27 protein-coding genes are annotated in these 23748 nt (G+C 63.6%); 14 read left to right on the top strand and 13 right to left on the bottom strand.

All coding sequences use genetic code 11. From position 1 onward, the window contains the following. Positions 1-25: 25 nt before the first annotated feature. The 12 genes from V6F78_RS11025 to V6F78_RS10970 are packed head-to-tail and all read left to right on the top strand — an operon-like array spanning position 26 to position 11063. Complete coding sequence (locus tag V6F78_RS11025; protein ID WP_047273056.1) at positions 26-589, top strand: outer membrane lipoprotein carrier protein LolA; 564 nt, start codon at positions 26-28, stop codon at positions 587-589. Continuing rightward, positions 579-2891: an MMPL family transporter gene (locus V6F78_RS11020; protein ID WP_332727202.1), complete on the top strand. Its 2313-nt coding sequence runs from the start codon at positions 579-581 to the stop codon at positions 2889-2891. Before V6F78_RS11025 ends, V6F78_RS11020 begins: the two co-directional genes overlap by 11 nt. Continuing rightward, positions 2888-4048: a sodium:proton antiporter gene (locus V6F78_RS11015; protein WP_332727200.1), complete on the top strand. Its 1161-nt coding sequence runs from the start codon at positions 2888-2890 to the stop codon at positions 4046-4048. Before V6F78_RS11020 ends, V6F78_RS11015 begins: the two co-directional genes overlap by 4 nt. Beyond that, positions 4039-5286 (top strand): NAD(P)/FAD-dependent oxidoreductase, encoded by a 1248-nt coding sequence (locus V6F78_RS11010; protein WP_088500214.1) that lies wholly within the window; start codon positions 4039-4041, stop codon positions 5284-5286. Before V6F78_RS11015 ends, V6F78_RS11010 begins: the two co-directional genes overlap by 10 nt. Further along, positions 5283-6011: a class I SAM-dependent methyltransferase gene (locus V6F78_RS11005; RefSeq protein WP_047291499.1), complete on the top strand. Its 729-nt coding sequence runs from the start codon at positions 5283-5285 to the stop codon at positions 6009-6011. Before V6F78_RS11010 ends, V6F78_RS11005 begins: the two co-directional genes overlap by 4 nt. After that, positions 6008-6535: a DUF3261 domain-containing protein gene (locus V6F78_RS11000; RefSeq protein ID WP_080963736.1), complete on the top strand. Its 528-nt coding sequence runs from the start codon at positions 6008-6010 to the stop codon at positions 6533-6535. The genes V6F78_RS11005 and V6F78_RS11000 overlap by 4 nt, the downstream gene beginning before the upstream one ends. Then, positions 6532-7716, top strand: a complete 1185-nt coding sequence (locus V6F78_RS10995) for a beta-ketoacyl-[acyl-carrier-protein] synthase family protein (protein WP_169839893.1) — start codon at positions 6532-6534, stop codon at positions 7714-7716. The genes V6F78_RS11000 and V6F78_RS10995 overlap by 4 nt, the downstream gene beginning before the upstream one ends. Further along, the gene (locus tag V6F78_RS10990) at positions 7713-8180 is read left to right on the top strand and encodes an ApeP family dehydratase (RefSeq protein ID WP_047273020.1); all 468 of its coding nucleotides are present in this window, start codon (positions 7713-7715) and stop codon (positions 8178-8180) included. The genes V6F78_RS10995 and V6F78_RS10990 overlap by 4 nt, the downstream gene beginning before the upstream one ends. After that, positions 8173-8901 (top strand): 3-oxoacyl-ACP reductase FabG, encoded by a 729-nt coding sequence (fabG, locus tag V6F78_RS10985; protein ID WP_047291495.1) that lies wholly within the window; start codon positions 8173-8175, stop codon positions 8899-8901. The genes V6F78_RS10990 and fabG overlap by 8 nt, the downstream gene beginning before the upstream one ends. Continuing rightward, the gene (locus V6F78_RS10980) at positions 8901-10127 is read left to right on the top strand and encodes a beta-ketoacyl-ACP synthase (RefSeq protein ID WP_094991026.1); all 1227 of its coding nucleotides are present in this window, start codon (positions 8901-8903) and stop codon (positions 10125-10127) included. The genes fabG and V6F78_RS10980 overlap by 1 nt, the downstream gene beginning before the upstream one ends. 19 nt (positions 10128-10146) lie before the next feature. Further along, entirely contained in the window at positions 10147-10587 is a 441-nt protein-coding gene (locus V6F78_RS10975) for a hypothetical protein (RefSeq protein ID WP_047273017.1), read from the top strand. Positions 10588-10616: 29 nt separating this feature from the next. Continuing rightward, positions 10617-11063 carry a hypothetical protein gene (locus V6F78_RS10970; protein ID WP_047274957.1) on the top strand — a complete coding sequence of 149 codons (447 nt, stop codon included), beginning with the start codon at positions 10617-10619 and terminating at the stop codon, positions 11061-11063. Between the two features lie 22 nt (positions 11064-11085). On the opposite strand, the gene V6F78_RS10965 is transcribed toward V6F78_RS10970, so the two are convergent. Further along, positions 11086-11373 (bottom strand): addiction module antidote protein, encoded by a 288-nt coding sequence (locus tag V6F78_RS10965; RefSeq protein WP_047273015.1) that lies wholly within the window; start codon positions 11371-11373, stop codon positions 11086-11088. Positions 11374-11892: 519 nt separating this feature from the next. On the opposite strand from V6F78_RS10965, the gene V6F78_RS10960 reads away from it, so the two are divergent. Further along, entirely contained in the window at positions 11893-12072 is a 180-nt protein-coding gene (locus V6F78_RS10960; RefSeq protein WP_169839891.1) for a DUF6124 family protein, read from the top strand. A 1-nt stretch (position 12073) separates the two neighbouring features. Here V6F78_RS10960 and V6F78_RS10955 read toward each other — a convergent pair whose 3' ends face one another. Beyond that, positions 12074-12973, bottom strand: a complete 900-nt coding sequence (locus tag V6F78_RS10955; RefSeq protein ID WP_169839890.1) for a LysR family transcriptional regulator — start codon at positions 12971-12973, stop codon at positions 12074-12076. A gap of 169 nt (positions 12974-13142) precedes the next feature. On the opposite strand from V6F78_RS10955, the gene V6F78_RS10950 reads away from it, so the two are divergent. Further along, positions 13143-14375, top strand: a complete 1233-nt coding sequence (locus V6F78_RS10950) for an MFS transporter (protein WP_414860395.1) — start codon at positions 13143-13145, stop codon at positions 14373-14375. Here the strand turns inward: V6F78_RS10950 and gspM are convergent. Genes gspM through V6F78_RS10895 form a run of 11 tightly spaced genes read right to left on the bottom strand, consistent with a single transcriptional unit; the run spans position 14362 to position 23737 of the window. Then, complete coding sequence (gene gspM, locus V6F78_RS10945; RefSeq protein WP_047291494.1) at positions 14362-14817, bottom strand: type II secretion system protein GspM; 456 nt, start codon at positions 14815-14817, stop codon at positions 14362-14364. The two genes, V6F78_RS10950 and gspM, sit on opposite strands and share 14 nt — an antisense overlap. Next, positions 14814-15920: a type II secretion system protein GspL gene (gene gspL / locus V6F78_RS10940; RefSeq protein ID WP_047291492.1), complete on the bottom strand. Its 1107-nt coding sequence runs from the start codon at positions 15918-15920 to the stop codon at positions 14814-14816. Before gspL ends, gspM begins: the two co-directional genes overlap by 4 nt. Beyond that, positions 15917-16777 (bottom strand): type II secretion system protein GspK, encoded by an 861-nt coding sequence (locus V6F78_RS10935; RefSeq protein WP_094991030.1) that lies wholly within the window; start codon positions 16775-16777, stop codon positions 15917-15919. Before V6F78_RS10935 ends, gspL begins: the two co-directional genes overlap by 4 nt. Then, entirely contained in the window at positions 16774-17337 is a 564-nt protein-coding gene (locus V6F78_RS10930; protein WP_047291487.1) for a type II secretion system protein GspJ, read from the bottom strand. The genes V6F78_RS10935 and V6F78_RS10930 overlap by 4 nt, the downstream gene beginning before the upstream one ends. Beyond that, on the bottom strand, positions 17327-17698 hold the full coding sequence (gspI, locus tag V6F78_RS10925) for a type II secretion system minor pseudopilin GspI (RefSeq protein WP_048377313.1): 372 nt from the start codon (positions 17696-17698) through the stop codon (positions 17327-17329). Before gspI ends, V6F78_RS10930 begins: the two co-directional genes overlap by 11 nt. Beyond that, positions 17695-18177 (bottom strand): type II secretion system minor pseudopilin GspH, encoded by a 483-nt coding sequence (gene gspH, locus V6F78_RS10920; protein ID WP_048377314.1) that lies wholly within the window; start codon positions 18175-18177, stop codon positions 17695-17697. Before gspH ends, gspI begins: the two co-directional genes overlap by 4 nt. A 3-nt stretch (positions 18178-18180) precedes the next feature. Continuing rightward, positions 18181-18621 carry a type II secretion system major pseudopilin GspG gene (gspG, locus tag V6F78_RS10915; RefSeq protein ID WP_332727192.1) on the bottom strand — a complete coding sequence of 147 codons (441 nt, stop codon included), beginning with the start codon at positions 18619-18621 and terminating at the stop codon, positions 18181-18183. Positions 18622-18624: 3 nt separating this feature from the next. Beyond that, positions 18625-19836, bottom strand: a complete 1212-nt coding sequence (gspF, locus tag V6F78_RS10910) for a type II secretion system inner membrane protein GspF (RefSeq protein ID WP_332727191.1) — start codon at positions 19834-19836, stop codon at positions 18625-18627. Between the two features lie 2 nt (positions 19837-19838). Then, complete coding sequence (gene gspE, locus V6F78_RS10905; RefSeq protein ID WP_047291479.1) at positions 19839-21311, bottom strand: type II secretion system ATPase GspE; 1473 nt, start codon at positions 21309-21311, stop codon at positions 19839-19841. Beyond that, complete coding sequence (gspD, locus tag V6F78_RS10900) at positions 21308-23194, bottom strand: type II secretion system secretin GspD (RefSeq protein ID WP_332727189.1); 1887 nt, start codon at positions 23192-23194, stop codon at positions 21308-21310. Before gspD ends, gspE begins: the two co-directional genes overlap by 4 nt. Positions 23195-23203: 9 nt before the next feature. Then, a complete protein-coding gene (locus V6F78_RS10895) occupies positions 23204-23737 on the bottom strand; it encodes a type II secretion system protein N (RefSeq protein ID WP_332727187.1) in 534 nt (177 codons plus the stop codon). Between the last annotated feature and the right edge of the window lie 11 nt (positions 23738-23748).

Raw genomic sequence — 23748 nt, 5'->3', positions numbered from 1 at the left:
CCTCTGCCTGCTGATCGCCGCCCTTATGGCTTTCTCGCCGCTGGCCCACGCCTTCGACCTGCAACAGCTCAGCGAACAACTGGCCAAGCCGCACGTCATCCACGGCGACTTCATCCAGGAAAAACACCTGCGCGCCCTGCCCAAACCCCTCACCAGCACCGGCACCTTCGTGCTGGCCAAAGACCACGGCCTGCTCTGGCAACTCAAAACGCCGTTGCAACAGGACTACCGCATCACCCCCCAGGGCATCGCCCGGCGTGACGGCACGCAGTGGCAGATGCTTCCCGGCAAAAGCGCTGGCGCGGAACAGAACCGCTTGTTCCTCGCGGTGTTGCAAGGCGACAGCAGTGGCCTGCAACGGGATTTCGACCTGCAACTGCAAGGCCAAGCCGATCACTGGAACCTGACCCTGACCCCGCGTTCGTTGCTGCTCAAACAGGTGTTCAAGCACATCGACATCGAAGGCGGCGCGCTGGTGCAACGCATCGAGCTGCACGAAACCCAGGGCGACAGCACGCTGCTGACGATGCACAACAGCATCAGCCATCAACCGTTGACGGCAGCGGAGCAACACGACTTTGCGCAGTGAACGCTGGTTGCCACGGGGCTTTTTGATCCTGTTGCTGGCCGTGCTCGCTGTGGCGGGCTGGCAGTGGCGCCAGGGCGCGCCCTTGTCGGCCAACCTGATGGCGCTGGTGCCCGGCGACGCCCCCGACGCGCTGCAATTGCGCGCCGAACAGCGTATGCAAGAGCCACTGAACCGCGAAATGCTGGTGCTGGTGGGCAGCGCGGATCGTCAGCAGGCCATCAACATGGCCCAGCAACTGGGGGAGCAATGGCAGGCCAGCGGCCTGTTTGAACAGGTGCAATGGAACCTGCAAGCCGATCTCCCGGCGCTGCGCGAACAATTGCTGCGCGGACGACTGGCGATGCTCTCGGCCGCCGACCGCGAACAGTTGATCGCGCACCCGGACGCCTTCATTGAGCAACGGGTTCAGGCGTTGTTCGACCCCTTCACCGGCTTCAGCCTGGTGCCCAGTCAAGACGATTGGCTGGGCCTGACCGGGCGCATACAGAACAGCCAGCCGCAGCGTGGCGCGGTGCAGTTGGACATCGGCAGCGGCGCGCTGATGGCCCATGCCGACGGCAAACAGTGGGTGCTGTTGCGCGCCCGCACGCAAGGCAATGCGTTTGACCTGACCCTGCCCATGCAGGTCGCGGCCTTGCTGGAGCAGAGCCGGGCGCAGGCGGCCACGCAACAGGTCGAGCTGCTGGCCGCCAGCGGGTTGCTGTACGCCGCCAGCGGTCAGCAACAAGCCAGCCGGGAAATCACCTGGGTCGGCGGCGGCGCCACGGTCGGTATTGTGCTGCTGTTGCTGCTCGCATTTCGCCGTTGGCGCGTGCTGCTGGCGTTCGTGCCGGTGCTGGTGGGCATGCTGTTCGGTGCCGTGGCCTGCGTGGCCTTTTTCGGCAGCATGCACGTGATGACGCTGGTGCTGGGCTCCAGCCTGATCGGCGTGGCGGTGGATTACCCGCTGCATTACTTGTCCAAAAGCTGGAGCCTGAAACCCTGGCGCAGCTGGCCCGCCCTGCGCCTGACGTTACCCGGCCTGAGCCTGAGCCTGGCCACCAGTTGCATCGGTTATCTGGCACTGGCCTTTACCCCGTTCCCGGCGCTGACCCAGATCGCCATTTTTTCCGCCGCCGGGTTGGTCGGGGCCTACCTGAGCGCCGTGTGCCTGTTGCCCGCCTTGCTCAATGGCGTGGTGCTGCGACCTGCGCAGTGGCCGTTGAACGTCGCCCAATTCTTGCTCAACGCCCGCCAAGCCTTGCTGAAAAAAGTCCCGACCCCGGCGCTGCTGGCGCTGCTGCTGATGTTCTGTGCGGCAGGGCTGTGGCAGTTGAACAGCAAAAACGACATCCGCCAGTGGGTTAGCGCACCGCCGCAGTTAATGACCCAAGCGCAAGCCATCGCCCGCATCACCGGGTATCAGCCCACCAGCCAGTTCTTTCTGGTGCGCGCCGACTCTGAGCAACAACTGCTGGAGCGCCAGGCCGCGCTCAGCGAACGCCTGGACGCGTTGGTCGGCAAGGGCACGTTACAGGGCTATCTGGCGCTGAATCAGTTGGTCAGCCCGCCGCGCGAGCAACAGCGCTTACGGGCAGCGCTCAGTGCGTTGCCCCGGCATTGGCAACCGCTGCTGGCGCTGGGCGTGCCGCTTCCTGCGCTGCAACACGAACTGGCCCAGTTGCAAGCCCTGCCCGAGCAACGCATCGACGCTGCGCTGAGCGGGCCGCTGGCCGAGCCGTGGCGCCTGTTGTGGCTGGGCCGTGACGCCGACGGCGTCGCCGCGATGGTCAGTCTGCAAGGGTTGAACGATGCCAGCCTGCTGCGCGAGCAAGCCCGGGATTTGCCCGGCGTCGAGCTGGTGGACCGCTTGGGGGACCTGAACACGGTGTTCGCCGCCACGCAAATCAGCGCCGCCGAACTCAAGCTGTTGTCCTGCGCCCTGATCGTGTTGTTGCTGATTGCACCGTTCGGGTTGGGCGGCGCCGTGCGCATTGTCGCCCTGCCGCTGCTGGCCGCGCTGTGCAGCCTCGCCAGCCTCGGTTGGTTGGGCCAGCCCCTGACTCTGTTCAGCCTGTTCGGCCTGTTGCTGGTGACAGCGATCAGCGTCGATTACGCGATTCTGATGCGCGAGCACATCGGCGGCGCGGCCGTCAGCTTGCTCGGCACATTGCTGGCGGCGCTGACCACCTGGTTGTCGTTTGGCTTGCTGGCCGTGTCCAGTACGCCCGCCGTGAGTAACTTTGGCCTGTCGGTGAGCCTGGGGCTGGCGTTCAGTTTCATCCTCGCGCCGTGGGCCGCACGTCAGGAGCCTACAGCGTGATGACCCTGGTGTTCTGGCTGCTGGCCCTGGCGCTGTTTGCGCTGGCGACCCGTGTAGGGCGCCAGTTTGGCGTGATCCCGATTGTCAGCCAGTTGCTGCTGGCCTCCATCGGTTTGCCGCTGCTGATGCTGCTGTGGATCGGGCCGCACTGGCACCTGAGCGGCGCGCAACTGGTCGCCCCGACCTGGCTCAAGGGCTTGTACAGCCTGAGTTTCGCCTTGTTGCTGGGGCACATTTTGAGCGACGTGATCGACCTGCGCCTCGACCGCCAAAGTGTAAAAATCGCCCTGCCCAGCTTTCTCGTGCCGTTCGCCTGCGGACTGGCCTGCGCCGTGTGGCTGTTGCCCGAGCAACCCTGGCTGAGTTCGCTGGCCGTGGGGCTGGTGTTTGCCATCACCGCCATCCCGGTGCTGTACCTGTACCTGCGCCACATCGGTTATCCGCCCGCCGCTACCCGGCGGCTGGTGCAAAGCGCGATCCTGATCGACCTCACGTGCTGGACCCTGTTCGGGCTGGCGCAAGGCAGCCTGGACCTCGCCAGTTTGCTGCTGCCGCTCGCCGGGGCCCTGTTGCCGCTGGCTGGGCGCCTCCTGCGGATTCGTCAGCCGTTGTGGTACAGCCTGAGCTTTTTTGCCGGGCTGGTGGTGGCCGAACATTACCGCCTCAATGCGCTGATTTTCGGGGTCGGCTATCTGTTGTGCATGGCCGCGCTCAAGGTGCCGCTAGTGATGCCGTTAAACGCTGTCTGGGCTGAACGTTTACACACCTGGCTGGCGATCCCGCTGATCCTCACATTTGGCATTGTGCAGATCAACGTCCACAGCGCTTTGAGTGACATCAGCCCGCTGCAAATGAGCGCGCTGTTGCTGTTGCCGGTGGTGAGCAAAGTGCTGGGCAACTGGCTGGGCCTGAGCTGGGCCACGCCGTCGTTTGCCGGTGCCAGCCGCTGGCGTGAAAGCCTGTTACTGAACATTCGCAGGTTGAGCGAGATCGTGTTCCTCAACCTGTTGTTGCAACAACAGCTCATCAGCCCCGCGCTGTACTTCGCGCTGATGCTGATGGGCCTGATCGCCACGCTGTTACCGGCGCTGGCGGGTATGAACAAAACCCCGTTGAAGTCTGCCGTAGTCCCCGGCAAGGAGCCCTTGTGTCAGTAGTAGAAATGGAACGTCGTCAGGTGGTGGTGATTGGTGCCGGGCCGTCCGGCGCGATCGCGTCGGCCTTGCTCAAACGCAACGGTCACGATGTGTTGATCGTCGAGCGCCAGCACTTCCCGCGTTTCTCCATCGGCGAAAGCCTGTTGTCGCATTGCATCGATTTCATCGAAGAAGCCGGCATGCTGGACGCCGTACAAGCCGCGGGTTTCCAGTTGAAAAACGGCGCGGCCTTCGCCTGGGGCGATCACGTCAGCGCGTTCGACTTTGGCGACACGTTCAGCAACGGCAAACCCACCACCTTTCAGGTACAGCGCGCCGATTTCGACAAACTGCTGGCCGACCAGGCCGCGCTGCAAGGGGTTGAGATCCGCTACGGCCACACCGTGATCGCCACTGACATTGAGCGGGCCAAACCGCGGCTGGAGATCGAGCGCGAAGACGGCAGCCGCTATCAGGTCGAAACCGATTTCATCCTCGACGCCAGCGGCTATGGCCGCGTGCTGCCGCGCCTGCTTGACCTGGAAGCACCGTCGAATTTCCCGGTGCGTCAGGCGGTGTTCACCCACGTCGAAGACCGCATCGCGTGCGACGGTTTTGATCGCAACAAAATCCTCGTCACCACCCACCCGACCCAACGCGACATCTGGTTCTGGAGCATCCCGTTCAGCAATGGCCGCTGCTCGGTGGGCGTGGTCGCGGCGGCGGAGCATTTCGCAGGCCGCAGCGAAGACCTCGACGAGCGCCTGCGCAGCTTTATCGACGAGACCCCGAGCCTGCAACGGGTGCTGGCCAACGCTGTGTGGGACACCCCGGCGCGCACCCTCAGCGGGTACTCGGCCAACGTCAAAACCCTGCACGGCCCGGGCTTTGCGCTGTTGGGCAACGCCGCCGAATTTCTCGACCCGGTGTTTTCTTCGGGCGTGACCATTGCCATGCGCTCAGCGAGCATGGCCGCCGCCGTGTTGCACCGCCAGTTGCAAGGCGAAGCCGTGGACTGGCAAACCGAGTTCGCCGACCCCCTCAAACGCGGCGTCGACACCTTCCGCTGCTACGTCGAAGGCTGGTACGCCGGCACCTTCCAGGACGTGATTTTCCACCCCGGCAGCTCGCCACAGATTCGCCGCATGATCAGCTCGATTCTGGCGGGCTACGCCTGGGATGAACGCAACCCTTTTGTCAGCGAACCCAAGCGCCGGTTGCGCATGCTGTCCGATATCTGCGCCACGGAGCCCGCATGAAACCTCTGAGCGACACCTACGTTGAAGAAACCCGTTTCGGCTTTTGGTTTTTGCGCAGCCACACGTGGCAGCACCACGTGTTGCGCGTGGCCATCAACGACCTGCGCAGCCTGTTCAGCGACCCGCTGCCTGCCGCGCCGGTGCTGCTGGACGCCGGGTGCGGGCAGGGCAAGTCGTTCCAGTACCTGCACCGGACGTTCGCCCCAGGCCGTCTGATCGGTCTGGATGCCGACCCGCTGAGCCTTGAGATGAGCCGCGAAGAAGCCAGGCGCCAGGGGCTAGACATCGAACTGATCGGCAGCGACTGCGCCGAACTCGACATGCCCGATGCCAGCGTCGACCTGCTGTTCTGTCACCAGACGTTTCACCACCTGGTGCAGCAGGACCGCGCACTGGCCGAGTTCTACCGGGTGCTCAAGCCGGGCGGTTACTTGCTGTTTGCCGAGTCCACCGAAGCCTACATCGACACCTGGGTCATCCGCTGGCTGTTCCGCCACCCGATGCACGTGCAAAAAAGCGCCGCGCAATACCTCGAGATGATCCGCGACCAAGGGTTTGAGTTTGACGCCCGCAACGTGTCGTACCCGTACCTGTGGTGGAGCCGTTCCAAGGATTTCGGGCTGCTGGAGCGCATGGGCCTGCGCCGTCCAAAACCGGTGGGCCAGCGCGAAGAAACCCTGGTCAACGTCGTGGCGCGCAAGCCCCTGCAAGGCGCCTCGGCATGATGCGTGCCGACGTGACCATTGCGCGCTCGGCTCGCAGCCGGGGGATGCTGGCGCTCTTGACGTGCCTGTTGCTGTTGCTCACAGGGTGCAGCGCCCTGCCGCTGCCCCGTCAGACACCGACCCTGGCGCTGCCGATGCAGCTGCATGTGCAGCGCCAGCAAGCCGATCAGCGTCAAGACTGGCTGCTGGTGATCCAGCAGGAAGACGCCGGGCTGCGCTGGTCGTTGATGGACCCGCTGGGGATTCCGCTGGCGCGCCAGTTGCTCAAGGACAACCGCTGGCACGCCGACGGCTTGCTGGCGCCCAACCCTGAGGCCCGCGAGCTGTTCGCCGCGCTGCTGTTTGCGCTGACCCCGGCCGACGAATTGAAACGTAATTATCCACAGGCCAAATCCATGTCCACTGTGCGCGTGTTGCCCCACCGCTGGATGATTCAGTACGAACAGACGCAGGCGTTTCGTATCAATACCCAGGGCGATGTGTATTACGACATCAGCCCGCTGGATGACGAGGCCAGCCGATGACCGCCTACCTGAATGCCTTGGGTGTTGTGTGCGCGCTGGGCCGGGGCCAGGACGAAGTGGCGCGCAACCTGTTTGCCGGTGATTGCAGCGGCATGCAGCGAGAAAGTGGCTGGGTGCCGGAACGCTCGCTGACCGTGGGCGCGGTGCGCGGCGCGCTGGCGTCGATCCCGAGCGGGCTCAATCAGCAAAGCAGTCGCAACAACCAGTTGCTGCTCGAAGCCGCGTTGCAGATTGAAGGCGACATCCGGCAGGCGATTGACACCTACGGCCCTGACCGCGTGGCCATCGTGCTGGGCACCAGCACCTCGGGCATCGACGAAGCCAGCCGTGGCATCGCCCACTACCTGCAAACGCAGCACTTCCCCGGCGACTACGACTACCAGCAGCAAGAACTCAGCGCCCCGGCGACCTTTTTGGCCGAGTGGCTGAACATCAGCGGCCCGGCCTACGTGATTTCCACCGCCTGCACCTCCAGCGCCCGCGCCCTGATGAGCGCCCAGCGCCTGCTGGACATGAACCTGTGCGACGTGGTGCTGTGCGGCGGTGTCGACAGCCTGTGCGCGCTGACCCTCAACGGGTTCTGCTCGCTCGAAGCAGTGGCCGATGAACGCTGCAACCCGTTTTCAATCAACCGGCGCGGCATCAACATCGGTGAAGCCGCCGTGCTGTTCGTGATGAGCAAGCAACCGGCGACCACTCACGCCATCGCCCTGCTGGGCGCGGGCGCCAGTTCTGACGCGCACCATATTTCCGCCCCCGAACCCTCCGGGCGCGGCGCCGTGCAGGCCATGCACACGGCCTTGAGCCGGGCAAAGGTGCAGCCGCACCAGATCGCCTACCTGAACCTGCACGGCACCGCCACCCAGCACAACGACGCCATGGAAAGCCAGGCCGTGGCGCAGGTGTTCCCGGACGGCGTGCCGTGCTCCTCGACCAAACCCATGACTGGCCACACCCTGGGCGCGGCCGGTGCGCTGGAAGCTGCTTTTTGCTGGCTGAGCCTTGAGCGCAATGCGCTGGCGCCGCACGTGTGGGACGCCCAACCCGACCCGGCGTTGCCCGCCCTGCAGTGGGTGACGCCCGGCCAACCCCTGACCTCAACCGCTGAGCGCTGCCTGATGAGCAATTCGTTTGCCTTCGGCGGCAATAACGTCAGCCTGATTATCGGAGACGCCCCATGATCGATTGGCCGCTCGCCGAATTACTGCCCCACGCCGGTGACATGATCCTCATCGATCAGGTGCTGGCGTTTGATGAAGAACAAATCCACACCCGCCTCACGGTGCGCGCGGGCGGTTTGTTCAACCGTGAAGACGGCAGCCTGCCCGCCTGGGTCGGTGTCGAACTGATGGCGCAAAGCGTGGCCGCCTACGCCGGTTGCCGTGCGCGTCTGCTGGGCGACCCGGTGGTGCTGGGCTTTTTGCTCGGCACGCGCAAATTTGAATGCAACGTTGAACACTTCCCGGCGGGCACCGAGCTGCACATCCACGCGCTGCGCTCGCTGGAAGACGACAACGGCATGGGCGTGTTCGAGTGCCACCTCACCGGCCCCGGCATCCATGCCACCGCCCGCCTGAACGTGTTCCGCCCGCCTCAGGCCGACCATTACCTTGCTCAACCCACTTCGGAGACCCGCCATGTCTGAGTCCATTTTGGTCACTGGCTCCAGCCGTGGCATCGGCCGCGCCATCGCCCTGCGTCTGGCGCAGGCCGGTTTCGACCTGGTGCTGCATTGCCGCAGCGGCAGGCCGCAAGCCGATGCCGTGATGGCCGAGGTGCACGCCCTGGGCCGCAGCGCCCGCGTGCTGCAATTTGATGTGTCGGACCGCGCCGCCTGCAAGGCCGCACTCGACACCGACGTCGAGACCCACGGCGCCTATTACGGCGTGGTGCTCAACGCCGGGCTGACCCGTGACGGCGCGTTCCCCGCGCTCAGCGAAGACGACTGGGACGTGGTGATGCGCACCAACCTCGACGGTTTTTACAACGTATTGCACCCGGTGATGATGCCCATGATCCGCCGCCGCGCCGCCGGGCGCATTGTGTGCATCACCTCGGTGTCGGGGCTGATCGGCAATCGCGGGCAGGTCAATTACAGCGCCTCCAAGGCCGGGCTGATCGGCGCCGCCAAGGCCCTGGCCATTGAGCTGGGCAAACGCAAGATCACCGTCAACTGCGTCGCGCCGGGCCTGATCGACACCGCCATGCTCGACGACAACGTCCCCGTAGAAGAATTGATGAAAATGATCCCCGCGCAACGCATGGGCACCCCGGAAGAAGTCGCAGGCGCGGTCAACTTTTTGATGTCCGCCGAGGCGGGCTACATCACCCGCCAGGTGCTGGCCGTCAACGGAGGCTTGTGCTGATGAAACGCGTTGTCGTCACCGGCATGGCCGGCATCACCTCGCTGGGCAGCGACTGGGCCAGCATCGAAGCCAACTTCATGGCCGGGCGCAGCGGCATTCGGCGCATGGACGAGTGGGACCGGTTCACTGAACTCAACACCCGCCTGGCCGGGCCCATCGATGACTTTGCGGTACCCGCGCATTGGACCCGCAAGCAGCTGCGCAGCATGGGCCGCGTGTCGCGGCTGGCCGTGGGCGCCGCCGAGCAGGCGTTGCAAGACGCCGGTTTGCTGAGCAACCCGATCATCCGCGACGGGCGCATGGGTGTGGCGTGCGGGTCGTCCACCGGCAGCACGGACGAGATCAAAGCGTTCGGCAACATGCTGCTCAACTCCGTGGCCGAAGGCCTGAACGCCAACAGCTACGTGCGCATGATGCCGCACACCACGGCGGCCAATATCAGCATCTTTTTTGGCCTCACCGGGCGCCTGATCCCGACCTCCAGCGCCTGCACCAGCGGCAGTCAGGGCATCGGCTACGCCTACGAGGCGATCAAGTTCGGGCGCTTGCCCCTGATGCTCGCCGGCGGCGCCGAAGAGCTGTGCCCGACCGAAGCCATGGTGTTCGACGCCCTGTACGCCACCAGCCTGAAAAACGACGCCCCCCAGACCAGCCCGCGCCCTTACGACAATGGCCGTGACGGGCTGGTGATCGGTGAAGGCGGCGGCATGCTGGTGCTCGAAGAACTGGAACACGCACAGGCGCGAGGCGCGCACATCCATGCCGAAATCGTCGGTTTTGGCAGCAACGCCGACGGCCAGCACACCACGCGCCCGGAGGTCAGCACCATGCGCCGGGCGATGGAGCTGGCGCTCGAAGACGCCGGCCTTGAGCCCCGGGCCATCGGCTACGTGAACGGCCACGGCACCGCCACCGAGCAGGGCGACATTGCCGAAACCCTGGCCACCCATGCGCTGTTCGGGGCGCGCATGCCCATCAGTTCGCAAAAAAGCTTTTTGGGCCACACCCTCGGCGCCTGTGGGGCGCTGGAGTCCTGGTTCAGCATCGAAATGATGAACCGCGACCGCTACGTGCCAACGCTCAATCTGGACCACATCGACCCGCGGTGTGGCGAGCTGGACTACCTGCGCGGCGAGTTTCGCCCGATGCACAACGATTACGTGATGAACAACAACTTTGCGTTCGGCGGGGTCAACACGTCGTTGATCTTCCGTCGCTGGGCGTGAACCCGCTGGAGCCCATGCAATGACTTACCTGTTACGCGCAACCCTGATCGCCCTCGCACTCCTAAGCACGGTGGCGTGCAGCAGCAAACGCCTGCTCACCCCGGACCGCACCCTGCCCGTGACCCTCAAGACCGACCGCGCGCAAATGCAACAGGCGATCGTCAAAACGCTGGTGGCGCGCCAATGGACGGTGCAGCAAATCACCCCGAACAGGGTGCAGGCGCAGATCACGGTGCGCGGCCAGTACCACGCTGAAATCGACATCCCGTACAGCGCCGACCACTACCGCATCCAGTACCGCGACAGCCGCGGCCTGGACTACAAGGACGGCAAGATCCACAAGAACTACATCCGCTGGGTGCGCCTGCTGGACAAGGGCATCTTGCGTGAACTCAAAGACCACCAAAACGAACTGACAGCCCGACAGCTGTCTGAATCGGCTTTGGCCACACCGCAGTAACGCACTCATACAACGTCATGGAGACTTCAATGCGATTCAACACTCTGGCAGCCGCCACCACCCTGCTGCTGTGCACCCTGCCTGCCGTCAGCCAGGCCCGCGACACCGCGCTGTACCTGCCCTTCGATCAGGTTGTGACCGAAGCCATCAGCACCGGCAAGATCGACGGCAGCGTCAAGTTCTACCTGGCCGGCAACACCCCGCGCGGCAAAGTGACCGTGGTCAGCCCGGGCGCGGTGACCAACAAAAAAACCAACGCCTTCAACAAGAGCGACGAACAAGCCTGTTCGTGGGCCCTGCAATCGGCGCTGATCACGATGCATGAAGCGGCGAAAAAAGTCGGTGCCAACGCCGTGACCAACATCGCCAGCTTCTACAAACGCAACGAACGCAAAGACCCGAAAACCTACGAGTGCCATGCGGGCGCCGTGATTGCGGGTGTTGCGTTGAAAGGTGATCTGGCGAAGGTGAACTGAAGCCTGGTGACACGGCAGGCGATTAGAGGGAAAGGTGCAGCTTTAACCCCAGCGCCTTGGCCACTTTAAGCAGCGTGCCGAACTCGGGGTTTCCTTCCCCGGACAGCGCGCGGTACAGGCTTTCTCTGGAGAGTCCTGCATCGCGCGCCACCTGACTCATGCCGCGCGCTCGCGCAATGGTGCCCAGTGCCTTGGCAATAAAGGCAGGGTCGTCGCCCGCTTCTTCCATGCAGGCTTGAAGGTAATGACCGATGTCCTCTTCGGTCTTGAGGCCTTCAGCCGTGTCCCAGCGTGAGAAATGTTCAGTCACAGGTTTTGCTCCTTCCACGCATGGGCAATCAGCCTGGCGTGCTTGATGTCGCGCATCTGGGTGGTCTTGTCGCCTGCACAGAGCAGGAGGATCCATTGGCGGCCAGGTTGCATCACGTACAGCCAGCAATTTGTAGCCCACAAGCAACATCTTCGACATCATCCACTGCGATTTCCTTTCGTCAGAAAGGGCTTCTCGTCAGGTAGCCGTTGCCAAGCTGCGGGCCGGGTCGGAGGGGTTGTCGCTTTCCTTTGCAGGACGTTTCCTAGAGAATCCACGGGCCTTGCGTCTGTCTCTTTCGATCGATAGCCTCCGGTTCGTCATCCCCCATGGGTGGCCGGACGTGCAAGTTCGAAATACGCAAATGTCACTTTCAGAAGCCCGATTTATGGCGGCTGTATGTGGGAGGTCTTTGGCCTGCCGGTTTGCGTTCCTCCGGTCTTGCACACCCGCATACAGCTGCCACCCTCTTTGTGTGCAAGCAAATGGCGTCAGCTCTTATCACTTAAGGAACTGCGCATGAACCACACCCCCGAATACGAACAACACCTGGAACACACCCACGAATTACTGCGCTGCGCGCTTGCGACGGCGTACGCCTCGGCGGACAACCTGCAAGGCTTGAACCGCGATGTGGCGCTGGCGGTGGTGCACCTGATTCAACAGGCCCGTACGGCAATGGACAGGTTGCTGGCCTGACTCAGACCGGGGCCACGGTTTGGCGGGTCAGCAGGTCTGCAAACGCCGTGGCCATCGGTGACTGACTGCCCTTGCGCTGCACCAGCCACACCGCGGTGTTGGCGTCCGGGTCCAGCAGCGGCCGGTACACCACGCCTTTGATGCGCATGTGCTGGAACGAGGCGGGCAATACCGAGACGCCCAACCCCGCCGACACCAACCCGATGATGGTCATGGCCTCGCCGGCTTCCTGGGAGAAGTGCGGGCTGAACCCGGCCTGCCGCGCCAGGCTCAGTAATTGCGCGTACAAGCCGCTGCCATAGCTGCGCGGGAAGAACACAAACGGCTCTTCGGCCAGCGCCGCCAGGTGCAGCCCCGCTTCACTGCCGTCAGCCAGCGGGTGATCGGCGCGGATCACGGCCACCAGCGGTTCGCGAAACAACTCCACGGCGTGCAGCGAATCGGGCAAGACCAACGGCCGCATCATCCCCACTTCGATGGATTCGTCCACCAGCCCGTCGGCCACTTCGCGGCTGCTCATTTCCTTGAGGTGCAAGTGCACCGCCGGGAACGCTTGCCGGAAGGCAAAAATCGCTTGCGGAATGCTGGAGCTGAACGGCGCCGAGGAGGTAAAGCCGATCTTCAGTTCGCCCAGTTCACCCAGTTGCGCCCGCCGCGCCACGTCGGCGGCCTTGTCGACCTGCGCCAGCACCCGACGGGCCTCTTCGAGAAACAGGCGCCCGGCTTCACTGAGGGCGACGCGGCGGTTGGTGCGCTCGAACAGACGAGCCCCCAGTTCCTGCTCCAGCGCTTGTATTTGCTGGCTCAGCGGCGGTTGCGAGATGCCCAGCAACTGGGCGGCACGGCCAAAGTGCAGCTCTTCGGCCACGGCGATGAAGTAGCGCAAATGACGCAGTTCCATACCCTCTCCAATGAGTCGTAAAACCTATCAAACAGGTCGAACAATATATTGGAAAGAATCGTTAGCCGCCTATATTCTTTTGCCATTGCCGCTCGGCTTTACGCGCTTTTTGAGGTCCCCCGTGAAAACTGCTGTCGCCCCGCTCGCCCACGAAGTCCGGCCGTCTGCGCTGGATGATGGTGTCGCTGAACTCAATGATGTGTTTATCGAAAAAGGCACCCCGATGTTTATGCGCACGGTACTGGCGCTGTTCTCGGGTGGGTTCGCGACGTTTGCGTTGCTGTATTGCGTGCAGCCGATGATGCCGGTGCTGTCCCATGAATACGGGATCAACGCGGCGCAAAGCAGCCTGATCCTGTCGGTGGCCACGGCGATGCTGGCCATTGGTCTGCTGATTACCGGGCCGATTTCTGACGCCTTCGGCCGTAAACCGGTGATGGTGTTTGCGCTGTTTTCGGCGTCGATCTTTACCGTATTGAGTGCGCTGATGCCCACGTGGGAAGGCGTGCTCATCACACGGGCCCTGGTGGGGTTGTCGCTCAGCGGGCTGGCGGCCGTGGCGATGACGTACCTGAGCGAAGAAATTCACCCGCAGCACATCGGGCTGGCCATGGGCTTGTACATCGGCGGCAACGCCATTGGTGGCATGAGCGGGCGTTTGATCAGCGGCGTGCTGATCGATTTTGTGAGCTGGCACACGGCGATGCTGGTGATCGGCGGGCTGGCCATGGCGGCCGCGCTGGTGTTCGTGAAAATCCTCCCCGAATCGCGCAATTTCCGGCCGCGGGCGATGAACCCGCGCAGCCTGCTGGACGGCTTCACCATGCACTTTCGCGATGCCGGTTTGCCGTGGCTGTTTCTCGAAGCCTTTTTGCTGATGGGCAGCTTTGTGACGCTGTTCAACTACATCGGTTATCGCTTGTTGGCCGATCCGTACAACATGAATCAGGCCGTGGTGGGCTTGCTGTCCATCGTGTATTTGTCAGGCATTTACAGCTCGGCACAGATTGGCGCGCTGGCTGACAAACTGGGGCGTCGCAAAGTGCTGTGGGCCGTGATTGTGTTGATGCTTGCCGGGATCGCCCTGACCCTGCTGGAGCCCATCGCGTGGGTGGTGATCGGCATGTTGCTGTTCACGTTTGGCTTTTTCGGCGCGCATTCGGTGGCCAGCAGTTGGATCGGCCGCCGCGCCACCAAGGCCAAGGGGCAAGCGTCGTCGCTGTACCTGTTCAGTTATTACGCCGGGTCGAGTGTTGCCGGGACGCTGGGCGGTGTGTTCTGGCACTTGGCGGGCTGGAACGGCATCGGCCTGTTCATTGGCGCGCTGTTGGTGGTTGCCCTGTTGGTGGCGCTGCACCTGGCGCGTTTGCCCGCCCTGCCGGGCAATATCAAACACGCTTGATGACGAGCCGGGCTTCAAGCAGGCGGTCGCGTTTTTCCAGGTGCAGGCTCTGGAACTCGGCGCCTTCATGCTCGATGCGCGCCAGCCAGGTCAGTAACGCGCCGGCCTCGGCACTGACGGTCACGCGCAGCACGTCGGTATCCATCTCAAATTGCTCGACGTTCAACCCGGCGGCCACGGCGCTTTCACTAAGGCGGGTGGCCAGCGGTTGATCGGGGACTTTCATCGGCTGGGCGGGCCGTGTGCGCTGTATTTCACCGGCCAGGGCGAGGTTTTTGTAATAGAGCGCCTGCGCCGTTTGCAGGCGCTGCTGCGCCGGTTGCCACAGCCCGTACACGGCCAACACGCCCGCCAGAAACACCGCCAGCGCCACACACAGTTGGCGGTCGCGGCGCGGCAGTTGCTGCCACGTTTGCACCCCATCACGCAGACGAGCCTTCATAAAATATCCTCAAGTGTGAGTAAGGCTTGCACCCGGTTGCCGTGCTGACGGGCATTGCCCACGTTGATCGGCAGCGCACTTTGCTCGCCCCGCTCACGCAACCGCTCAAGCTCAGCGAAGCTGGACGCCGTGATGGTCAAGGCCCAGCCGCCATGTTCACGCCACTCAAGGCGCTGGACATCGACGCTGCTGGCGCCGATCACCTGTTCGACCAAATGGGCCAGACGCACCATGTGGCCGTCGGCGGGCGCCCCGCCCCGTTGCTGTAACCCTCTGAGCTGCGTCGCCAAATCCAGACGGCTGGTTTGGCCCGGATAGAGGATGTTGAAGCGCTCTTCACTCAGTGCGTACAGGCGGGCGGCCTGGGTTTCGAGGTAGCTGCTGCGCGCATGGGTGAAGCCCAGCGCAATGACCAACGTCAGCCCCACGCAACAGCAGACGCTGCGCCACGGCAGGGCTTTGGCCGCCGGACGAAAGGACCCTTGCAACAAGTTGATCGCCTCGCCGCCGGACGCACTCAACAGCGTGTTGAGGCGCTCGCCCGGTAATTCGATGAGGTCGGCGGGTAGCCCGGCTTTCACGGTGTCGTAGTCTTGATCCGAGAGCGCCAGCCTGAGGTCCTGCGCGCCGCCGACGAGCCAGCGCCCGTGACAGCGCGCTGCGCAGGCCTGTTCGCGCGGCAGCAGGTCGGCATCCACCCGCACGCTGGCGATGTCCAAGCCCAGCGCCTGCAACTGGTCGAGCACGCGGCTGAAGCGCTGTTTGTGCGTCACCCATAAGGGGTAGCGGCGCTGCGCGTCCATCGGGCCGACGGCGATATGCAGCGCGTCGAGATCGTCAGCCAGTTGTTCTTCAACGGCGAAGGCCAGCGCCTGAAGGCCGGGCCGTCGCTTGTTGGGCCAGGGCTCGGTCAGCAACCAGCTGCACATTTCCATGGGCACGATCACCTGCACGGGGTGGTGCCGGAACGCCGTGGCGGCGTCGTGCAGCCCGCCACGGCACACGCCGGTGTCGTCCTGCCAGAAGTGAACGCAGGCACGTGTGAAGTCGATGTCGTCGCTGCGGGCAAAGTCTTCGGCGGGGAGGTAGAGCCAGCTGTTCATTCGTGAGGTTCGCTGTGTAGGGGCGCGAGAAAGCGTCGCTGCAAAAGACGCCATTGGCCGGTGGTGGAGTGGCGCGCGACGTCACTTTCCAGACGCAAGCGACTTTGACCCAGGCGCACGTGGGTGGTGATCCGAAACCGGTGGCTGTCGATGCCCAGGCCATTGGCCGGAATACCAAGCCCCCTCAGCGCCGGGAGAAAGGTAAACGCTTCGACGCTGGCATAGCCTTGAGCAGGCCGCTCGGCCACCAGGCGGCGGGCCAGATCGGGGGTGATCCCCGCCAACGAGGACAGCAGCGTGACGGAGGCGGTGTTGAGGTTGAGCCGCGCGCCTTTGTCCAGCAGGGCGACCCAAGGTTGCATCCGCGCCCACCATTGGGCATCGACCCCCGGCACCTGCCGCAACTGGCTGATGTCACTCAAGCTCAAACCCTGAAATGCGGTGGCCTCGATCGCCGGGACCTTGAGCTGTTTTTGCAGGCGCAACCAGCGCTGGGCGACGGCGGCGTCGGGCGGGCCTTTGGTCAGCAGAGCGGTGACGTTGAAACGCCCGCTGAGGTCTTCGATGTCAACCTCCACCCGGCCGTCTTCGAGGCTCAAGCCCGGTTCGCCCTCGGCCCAGGCTTGCCCGGCCGCCACCGGTGACGCGGGGTCGGGCAACAGCGTGCGCAAGCGCTCGCGGCCCCAGGCTTCGCCGACGAAACCCAGCTGGCGCAACTGCAATTGATGGATTTGTTGGGCGTTGCTGTGCAGCGACAGCCGCTGGCTGCGCAGCATCCCGGCCGTCATCAGCAAGGCCAGGCTCATCACCAGCAACACGGTGATCAGGGCCACGCCTTGCTGGGCGCGGCGCTTCATTCTCCCTCCGGCAGCAACATCACGCGGCGCACCTGCTCAAAACGGCCCACTGATATCTGGAGCTCAAGGGCTTGCGGGGTCTTTTTTCCATAGGCCTTGCGGGTGGGCCACGCGTTGAGCCAGCCGGTCTTGGCATCAAACAGGCGCCAGCGCACGGCGCGCACATCGCTCAACAGTTGCTGTTTTTGCACTCCGGCCACGCCCACGCCCTGGCTGTAACGCCACAGCACGCCCTGCTCCAGCCGGTAGCTGACGTCTTGCAGTTCGCTGCGCGGTTGGCCCAGCGGATTGCGCCAGTTACCCCGGCGCAGGTTGAGCCGGTCGGGATAGAGCGTCAGGCCGGGCGACTTGGCCGAAGTGTGCACGTGCAAGGCATCGCGCTCGATCAACGCCACCGCCCGTTGCAAGCTGCGCAGCGCCTGTTCATGGGCACTGCTGGCACGCTCGGCGCGCACCACCCCGTCAAACAGGCGCCAGCAGCCAATCCCCAGCAGGGTAAAAATGGCCATGGCGATGACCAGTTCGAGCAAGGTAAAACCGGCCTGGGCGTTAGGGCGCATGGTGGACTGCCAGCCAATGCACCCGCGACTGCATGACCTGTGCGCTGCCCGCCGGGCTGACCTCCAGCTCAACCCGCCACAGCCCTGTGCCGGGCTCGCGTGCGAGGCGCTGCTGCACGCGCCAGTCCCGCTGCGCAAACGTGAGGTTAAGGACCGTTTGCCCTTCTGCCAGCGGCTGCGGGCGCAGTTGCAAGTCGCTCAGGTGGTTGTCGGCCAACCAGGCGGCGAACAAGCGCGACTCGACCCGTGCGCTGTGCCCCAGCACATAGCTGCTGGCCGACATGATCGCGGCCGACAGGGTGGCGAAGACGGCCAGCGCGACCATGATCTCCAACAAGGTGAAGCCTTTTTCAGCCTTCATGGTGGTGAGCCGTTGTCGTCGATGCGCGCGTCGTTCAGACCGTCGCTGACGATGCTGCGCCAGCGCACCGGCGGGCTCTCAAGGTGCAGATCAAAGGCGGTGTTTTCGTCGCTGCTCAGCCATATCAACTGTGGCCGGTGGGCGCTGTCGTGGAGCGGGTGAGACTGGCCTTCAAGGGTCAAGGCCAGTTGCAGCCCGTCGGGCAGTGGCACGGCAGGTTGCAAGGGCTGCCATTGGTCCTGCGTGAAGCCCATCAGTTGGTAGGCCGTCGGCTCCAGCCGCAAGCCGAATTCGAGCCCTTCGAGCACGGCTTTTTCACGTAGGCCGTGCATCAGGTTCAACAGCACGTCAGCCTCCTGACGCGCCAGCCGCGCGTGGTTGTCGCCCTGACTGATGCGCACCATCGACGCCATCACGCCGATCAGCACAATGACCACCATCATTTCGATCAAGGTAAACCCTGCCACCGCGCGCCGCATGGCTCACTCGCTCCAGTTACCGATGTCGGCTGCATAGCCCTCGCCCCCGACCACGCCATCGGCGCCGAAGGAAAACAGGTCGTAACCGGCCGAATGGGTGCCGGGGTTGGAATACTGATAGGGCGTGCCCCAAGGGTCGAGCGGCAGGCTTTTCAGGTAACCCTGAGGGTTCCAGTTTTTCGCCACCGGCGTACCGGACGGGCGTTTGCTCAACGCGTCGAGGCCTTGCTGGGTGGAGGGGTAGTTGAAGGTGTCCAGGCGGTACATTTCCAGCGCCGTGGAAATGGCCTGAATGTCCGTGCGTGCCGCCGTGACTTTGGCTTGATCCGGGCGGCTCATGAATTGCGGCACCACAATGGCGCCGAGCACGCCGATGATGACCACGACCACCATGATTTCGATCAGGGTGAAGCCGCGTTGGGTCGATTTCGAGGGGGTATTCATCAGTCAATTCACCAGTTGATTGAGGCTAAGAATGGGCAGGAGGATGGCCATCACGATCAATAAAACGACGCCGCCCATGAGCACCAGCATGATGGGTTCGAACAGGCTCACCACCAGGGCGATGCGGGCGGCGAGGGTTTTTTCCTGTTGCTCGGCGGCCCGGGCCAGCATGTTGTCCAGCTCACCGGCGCGTTCGCCGCTGGCAATCAGGTGCAGCATCATGGGCGGGATATCGCCGCTGCGTTCCAGGCCCCGGGCCAGGGTCCCGCCTTCACGCACCGAACGGGCGACCTCGTGCAGGCGTTGGCGGATCGCCAGGTTGGCGATGACCGTGGCCGAGATTTCCAGCGCATCCACCAACGGCACGGCACTTTTGCCCAGGATCGACAGGGTGCTGGCAAAACGCGCCGCTTCCATCGCCCGCAGTACGCCACCCACCACCGGCGCGTCGAGCAGCAAGCCATGCCAGCGCAAGGTCAGCCGGGGCTGGCGCAAGGCCCAGCGGGCAGCGCCCACCCCGGCGATCAGGACGATCAGCAAGAGCACGCCGTAGCGGCGCAGCCCGGTGCTCAGGGCAATCATGGCCTGGGTGAGCACCGGCAGGGCCTGGCCGCTGTTTACGAAAATTTTCACCACGTCCGGGACCACATACCCCAGCAAAAAACCGACGATGGCCAACGACGCAAACAACAAGATCATCGGGTACACCAGCGCCAGTTGGATCTTTTGTCGCGCCGTATGGCGTGCTTCGGTGTAGTCGGCCAATTGTTCAAGCACGTGCCCCAGATGACCGCTGCGTTCGCCTGCCGCGACGGTGGCGCAGAACAACGCGGGGAACGCACGGGGGAACGCCGACAGCGCGGTGGCCAGCGAATGGCCTTCCATGACACGGCTACGCACCGCCGCCAGCAAGCTGCCGACCTTGCGCTTGTCGGTTTGCGCGGCCACGGCCAGCAACGCTTCTTCAAGGGGCAGGCCGGCGTGAACCAGCGTCGACAATTGGCGGGTCAACAAGGCCAGATCCGGCACGCCCAAGCGTGTGCCGGGCTGCCCGAAACGCCCCGCCGTCCGGCCGACGCTGGCTTCGCTCACCTGAAGGGGGCGCAAGCCGCGCTCGCGCAAGCGTTGCCGCGCATGCCGTGCGCTGTCAGCGTGCTGCTGGCCCCGGTAGGTGCGGCCATTGGCGTCCTGCGCGCGATAGTCGAACGTGGGCATGGTCAGTCTTCCTGCGTCACGCGCAGCAGTTCATCCAGGCTGGTGCGGCCTTCGAGCACCCGCCGTTGACCATCCTGAAACAAGCTCGCCGAGCCCCCGCGCGCTTCGCGGGTTAACTGCGCCTCGCTGGCGCCTTGATGAATCAGGCCCGCCAGCGTCGGGGTCACACGCACTAACTCGTAAATCCCGATCCGCCCCCGATACCCCTGCTGGCACTGGTCACAGCCCTGCGCGCGATAGAGGGTCACGGCCGCCTGCGGATCAAGCCCGAGCCGTGTACACAGCGCCGGGTCGGCGGTGTACGGCAGCTTGCAGTCGGGGCACAAGGTGCGCAGCAGACGCTGGGCCAAGACCCCGACCAGCGATGAAGCCAGCAAAAACGCATCGACGCCCATGTCGATCAGTCGGGTGACGGCGCCAATGGCGCTGTTGGTGTGCAGGGTGGACAACACGAGGTGCCCGGTCAGCGAGGCCTGCACGGCAATTTCGGCGGTTTCCCGGTCTCGGATTTCCCCAACCATGACCACATCCGGGTCCTGGCGCAAAATCGCCCGCAAGCCACGGGCAAAGGTCATGTCGACCTTGGTGTTGACCGGCGTCTGGCCAATGCCCGGTACGTGATACTCCACCGGGTCTTCAACGGTCAGGATGTTGCGCGAGGTGTGATTGAGATGACTCAGCGCGGCATACAGGCTGGTGGTTTTGCCGGAGCCGGTTGGCCCGGTCACCAGAAAGATCCCGTGGGGCCGCGCCAGCACCTGCTCAAAACAGGCCAGCGTGTCGGCGGGCATGCCCAGGCGTTCGAGGTCCAGCCGACCGGCCTGTTTATCGAGCAATCGCATCACCACCCGTTCGCCGTGGGACGAAGGCAGGGTCGAGACACGCACATCCACCTCATGACCGGCCAGGCGCAAGCTGATGCGGCCATCTTGTGGCACGCGCTTTTCAGCGATGTCCAACCGGGCCATGACCTTGATGCGCGAGACCAGCAGATTGGCCAGCTCACGTTTTGGCCTGAGCACCTCACGCAACTGGCCATCGATGCGCATGCGCACCGACAGGTAATGTTCGAAGGTTTCGAGGTGAACGTCGGACGCTTTTTCACGCATGGCTTCGCGCAGCAACGCGTTGATCAGACGGATGATCGGCGCGTCCCCTTCTTGCTCCAGCAAGTCGGCGGTCTGCGGCACCTGTTCGGCCGCGCTCATGAGGTCCAGTTCGCTGTCCAGCCCCTGCGCCACCTGCTCGGCGGCGCTCTGGCCCGCGCTGTAGGTACTGGCCAGCGCGGTATTGAAGTCGGCATCAGACACCCGTTTGAGCACCAGCGCTGTGGCCATCCTGCGCCGCACTTCGGCCAATACGCTTAACGGGGTGTCACTGCGCATCAACAGCGTGGCCGGGGTGCAAGACGCGTCCAGCACGACGCCAAAACGCCGTGCAAAACTGAAAGGCAAACGCGCACTGGATTGGGTCATGGCTGCGCCGGCGTCGACAGGTTGCCGTCAAACATCTGCTGCGGGTCGCGGGGCAGCAGCAACGAGTTTTTGTCTTTGGCCTCAGGCTGGCTGAGGGCGCGCAACGCGTCGTAGCTCTTTTGGCTCATGGCGTGGATGTCTTCTTTGCTGCGCACGATGGTCGGGCGCAGGAAGACCATCAAGTTGGTTTTGGTCTGGGTGTCTTTGTTCCAGCGAAACAACGCCCCCAGATACGGGATGCTGCGCAAGAGCGGAACGCCGCTGACCTGAGTGCGCACGCTGTCTTTGATCAGGCCGCCGATCACGATGATTTCACCGTCCTCGGCCAGGATGGTGCTTTTGAGTTTGCGCTTGTTGGTGATCAGGTCACTGGAGCCTTCGGGCGCTGGGGCAAGCTCGGAGCTTTCCTGCTCGACTTCCAGACGCAATGAAGAACCGTCATTGATGTGCGGCTTGATCTTGAGGCTGATGCCGATGTCTTGACGGGTGAAGTTGGTGACCGGGGTTTGTGAACCCTCGCTGGGCGGTACGTAGCTGCTGGTCTTGAAGGGGACGTTTTGCCCGACCAGAATTTCGGCTTCCTGATTGTCCAGGGTCAGCAGGCTCGGGGTGGACAACACGTTGTTGTTCACATCGCTGGCCAGGGCCGAAATCAACGCATTGAAGCGATCACTGCCGATCTGCAAGACCGCCCCTTCGGGTAATTGGGTTTTGCTGTCCGAGAGTTGGCCGATTTGGATATTGGTCCCCGGGAAGGTGATCGCGCCCTGCCCGCCGCCAGTGTTCACGCCCCATTGCACGCCCAGGGTTTTGTTAATGTCGCCCGAGATTTCAACGATGGCTGCATGAATCAAGACCTGTGAGCGCGGCTGATCGAGCTGTTTGACGATGCTCTCCAGGGACCGCACCTGCACCGGGTCCGCCATGATGACCAACGCGTTCTGGCTGATGTCGGCCGCCACCATTGCTTCGCGCTTGCTCACAGCGGCTGTCGCGCCACCCAACGGAGCATTGTCCTGAACGCCCTGCCCGACAGCTGCCAGCACTTCGGCCAGCTGTTTGGCATCGCTGTGCCGCAGACGAATCACCCGCGCATTTTCTTGCTGGAGGGTGGCGGGTTTATCCAGTGAGTGCGCCAAGGTGTTCAAGCGCATGCGCACCGATTCCGTGCCGATCACCACCAGACGATTGGAACTGCTGTCAGCGATGACCTGCCCGCCACCGGCGTTCTTTTTGTCGATCGTTTTCTCGATGACCGCGGCGATGTCGCTGGCCAGGCCATGGCGCAATTCGATGACCGAATGCCCGAACTGCCCGCCGGCATCGAGCTGGCGCGCCAATTGGACAATCCGTTGGGTATTGGCCGCTGTATCGGTGACGACCAGCGCATTGGCTGAAGTCGAAGGCCCAACATAGCCATTGTTCGACACAAGGGGGCGCAATAACCCGGACAAGTCGGCGGCGAGGCTGGTGTTCAGCTCGATGATTTCGGTGACGAATTCTTCATCCAGCGCTGGGCGAGTGCCGGCCGTGCTGGCCCGGGTTTTGGCGTCTGCCGCCGGAATAATCAATAAACGTTCGCCCTGATCGACCACCGCAAACCCTTGGGCCTCCAGCACCGAGTAGAACAAGTTGCGCACGCCTTCGCGATCAAGCGGCTGATCGGAGATCACCGTAATGCGCCCCTGAACACGCGGGTCGAGCACCACCGTGGCGCCCAGCACGCTGGACATGTGCTGCACCACATCACGCAACTCGGCGTCTTTCATTGCCAGTTGCCATGATGGCTCTTGAGCATGCCCCGGGCTTGCAAAAAACAGCGCGGTGCACAGCGTGCTACGCAGCAGTAAGCGGCCGATGCCGAACCTGTGTGGCCTGTTCATGGTGAGTCTCTAAGGTTGTTCGGCAACGGGCCGCAAATAAGTGGAAGCAGGCTGCGCTTTGGGGGCATCAGCCCGTGTAACCGGCAGCAGGTACTGCCCGGCGGATTCGAGGACCAGGCTTTCTTCCCGGCCATTACGCCAAAGCACCACGCGGGACACTTCAATACGGCGTAAAACACTGCCGCCCGGCAGGCGATCACCCACGCTGTAAAAACGTGCCTCGCTGGTACCGGCCAGCAGCGCGCGGGACTGGCCCTGGCTGGAAACCAGACTGGCGCGTAACGTCAGCGCCTCGGCACTGCGCACGGCTACGCCCTGTGGGGCAAAACCCAGGACCGTCGCGATGCCATTCGGGTTGAACACCATGGGCTTCGAAGGGGGGGCAGCCTCAAGGGGCGTCAACGCGGTCAGGCCGGTCAATGCGGTGCGATACGCCCACTCTTGCCAGGCATGCCAGAGCGTCACGCCTACAGGCAGCGCAATCAGGCATAGCGTCAGGATCAGCCGTGAAGAACGCCTCGCTAAAAATGCTGAAATACTCAAATCCTGAACGT

This window comes from Pseudomonas sp. ESBL9, assembly GCF_036668715.1.
Classification (GTDB): domain Bacteria; phylum Pseudomonadota; class Gammaproteobacteria; order Pseudomonadales; family Pseudomonadaceae; genus Aquipseudomonas; species Aquipseudomonas lundensis.
The sequence above is the reverse complement of the archived record's forward strand: the minus strand, read 5'-3'. Positions and strand labels throughout refer to the sequence as shown.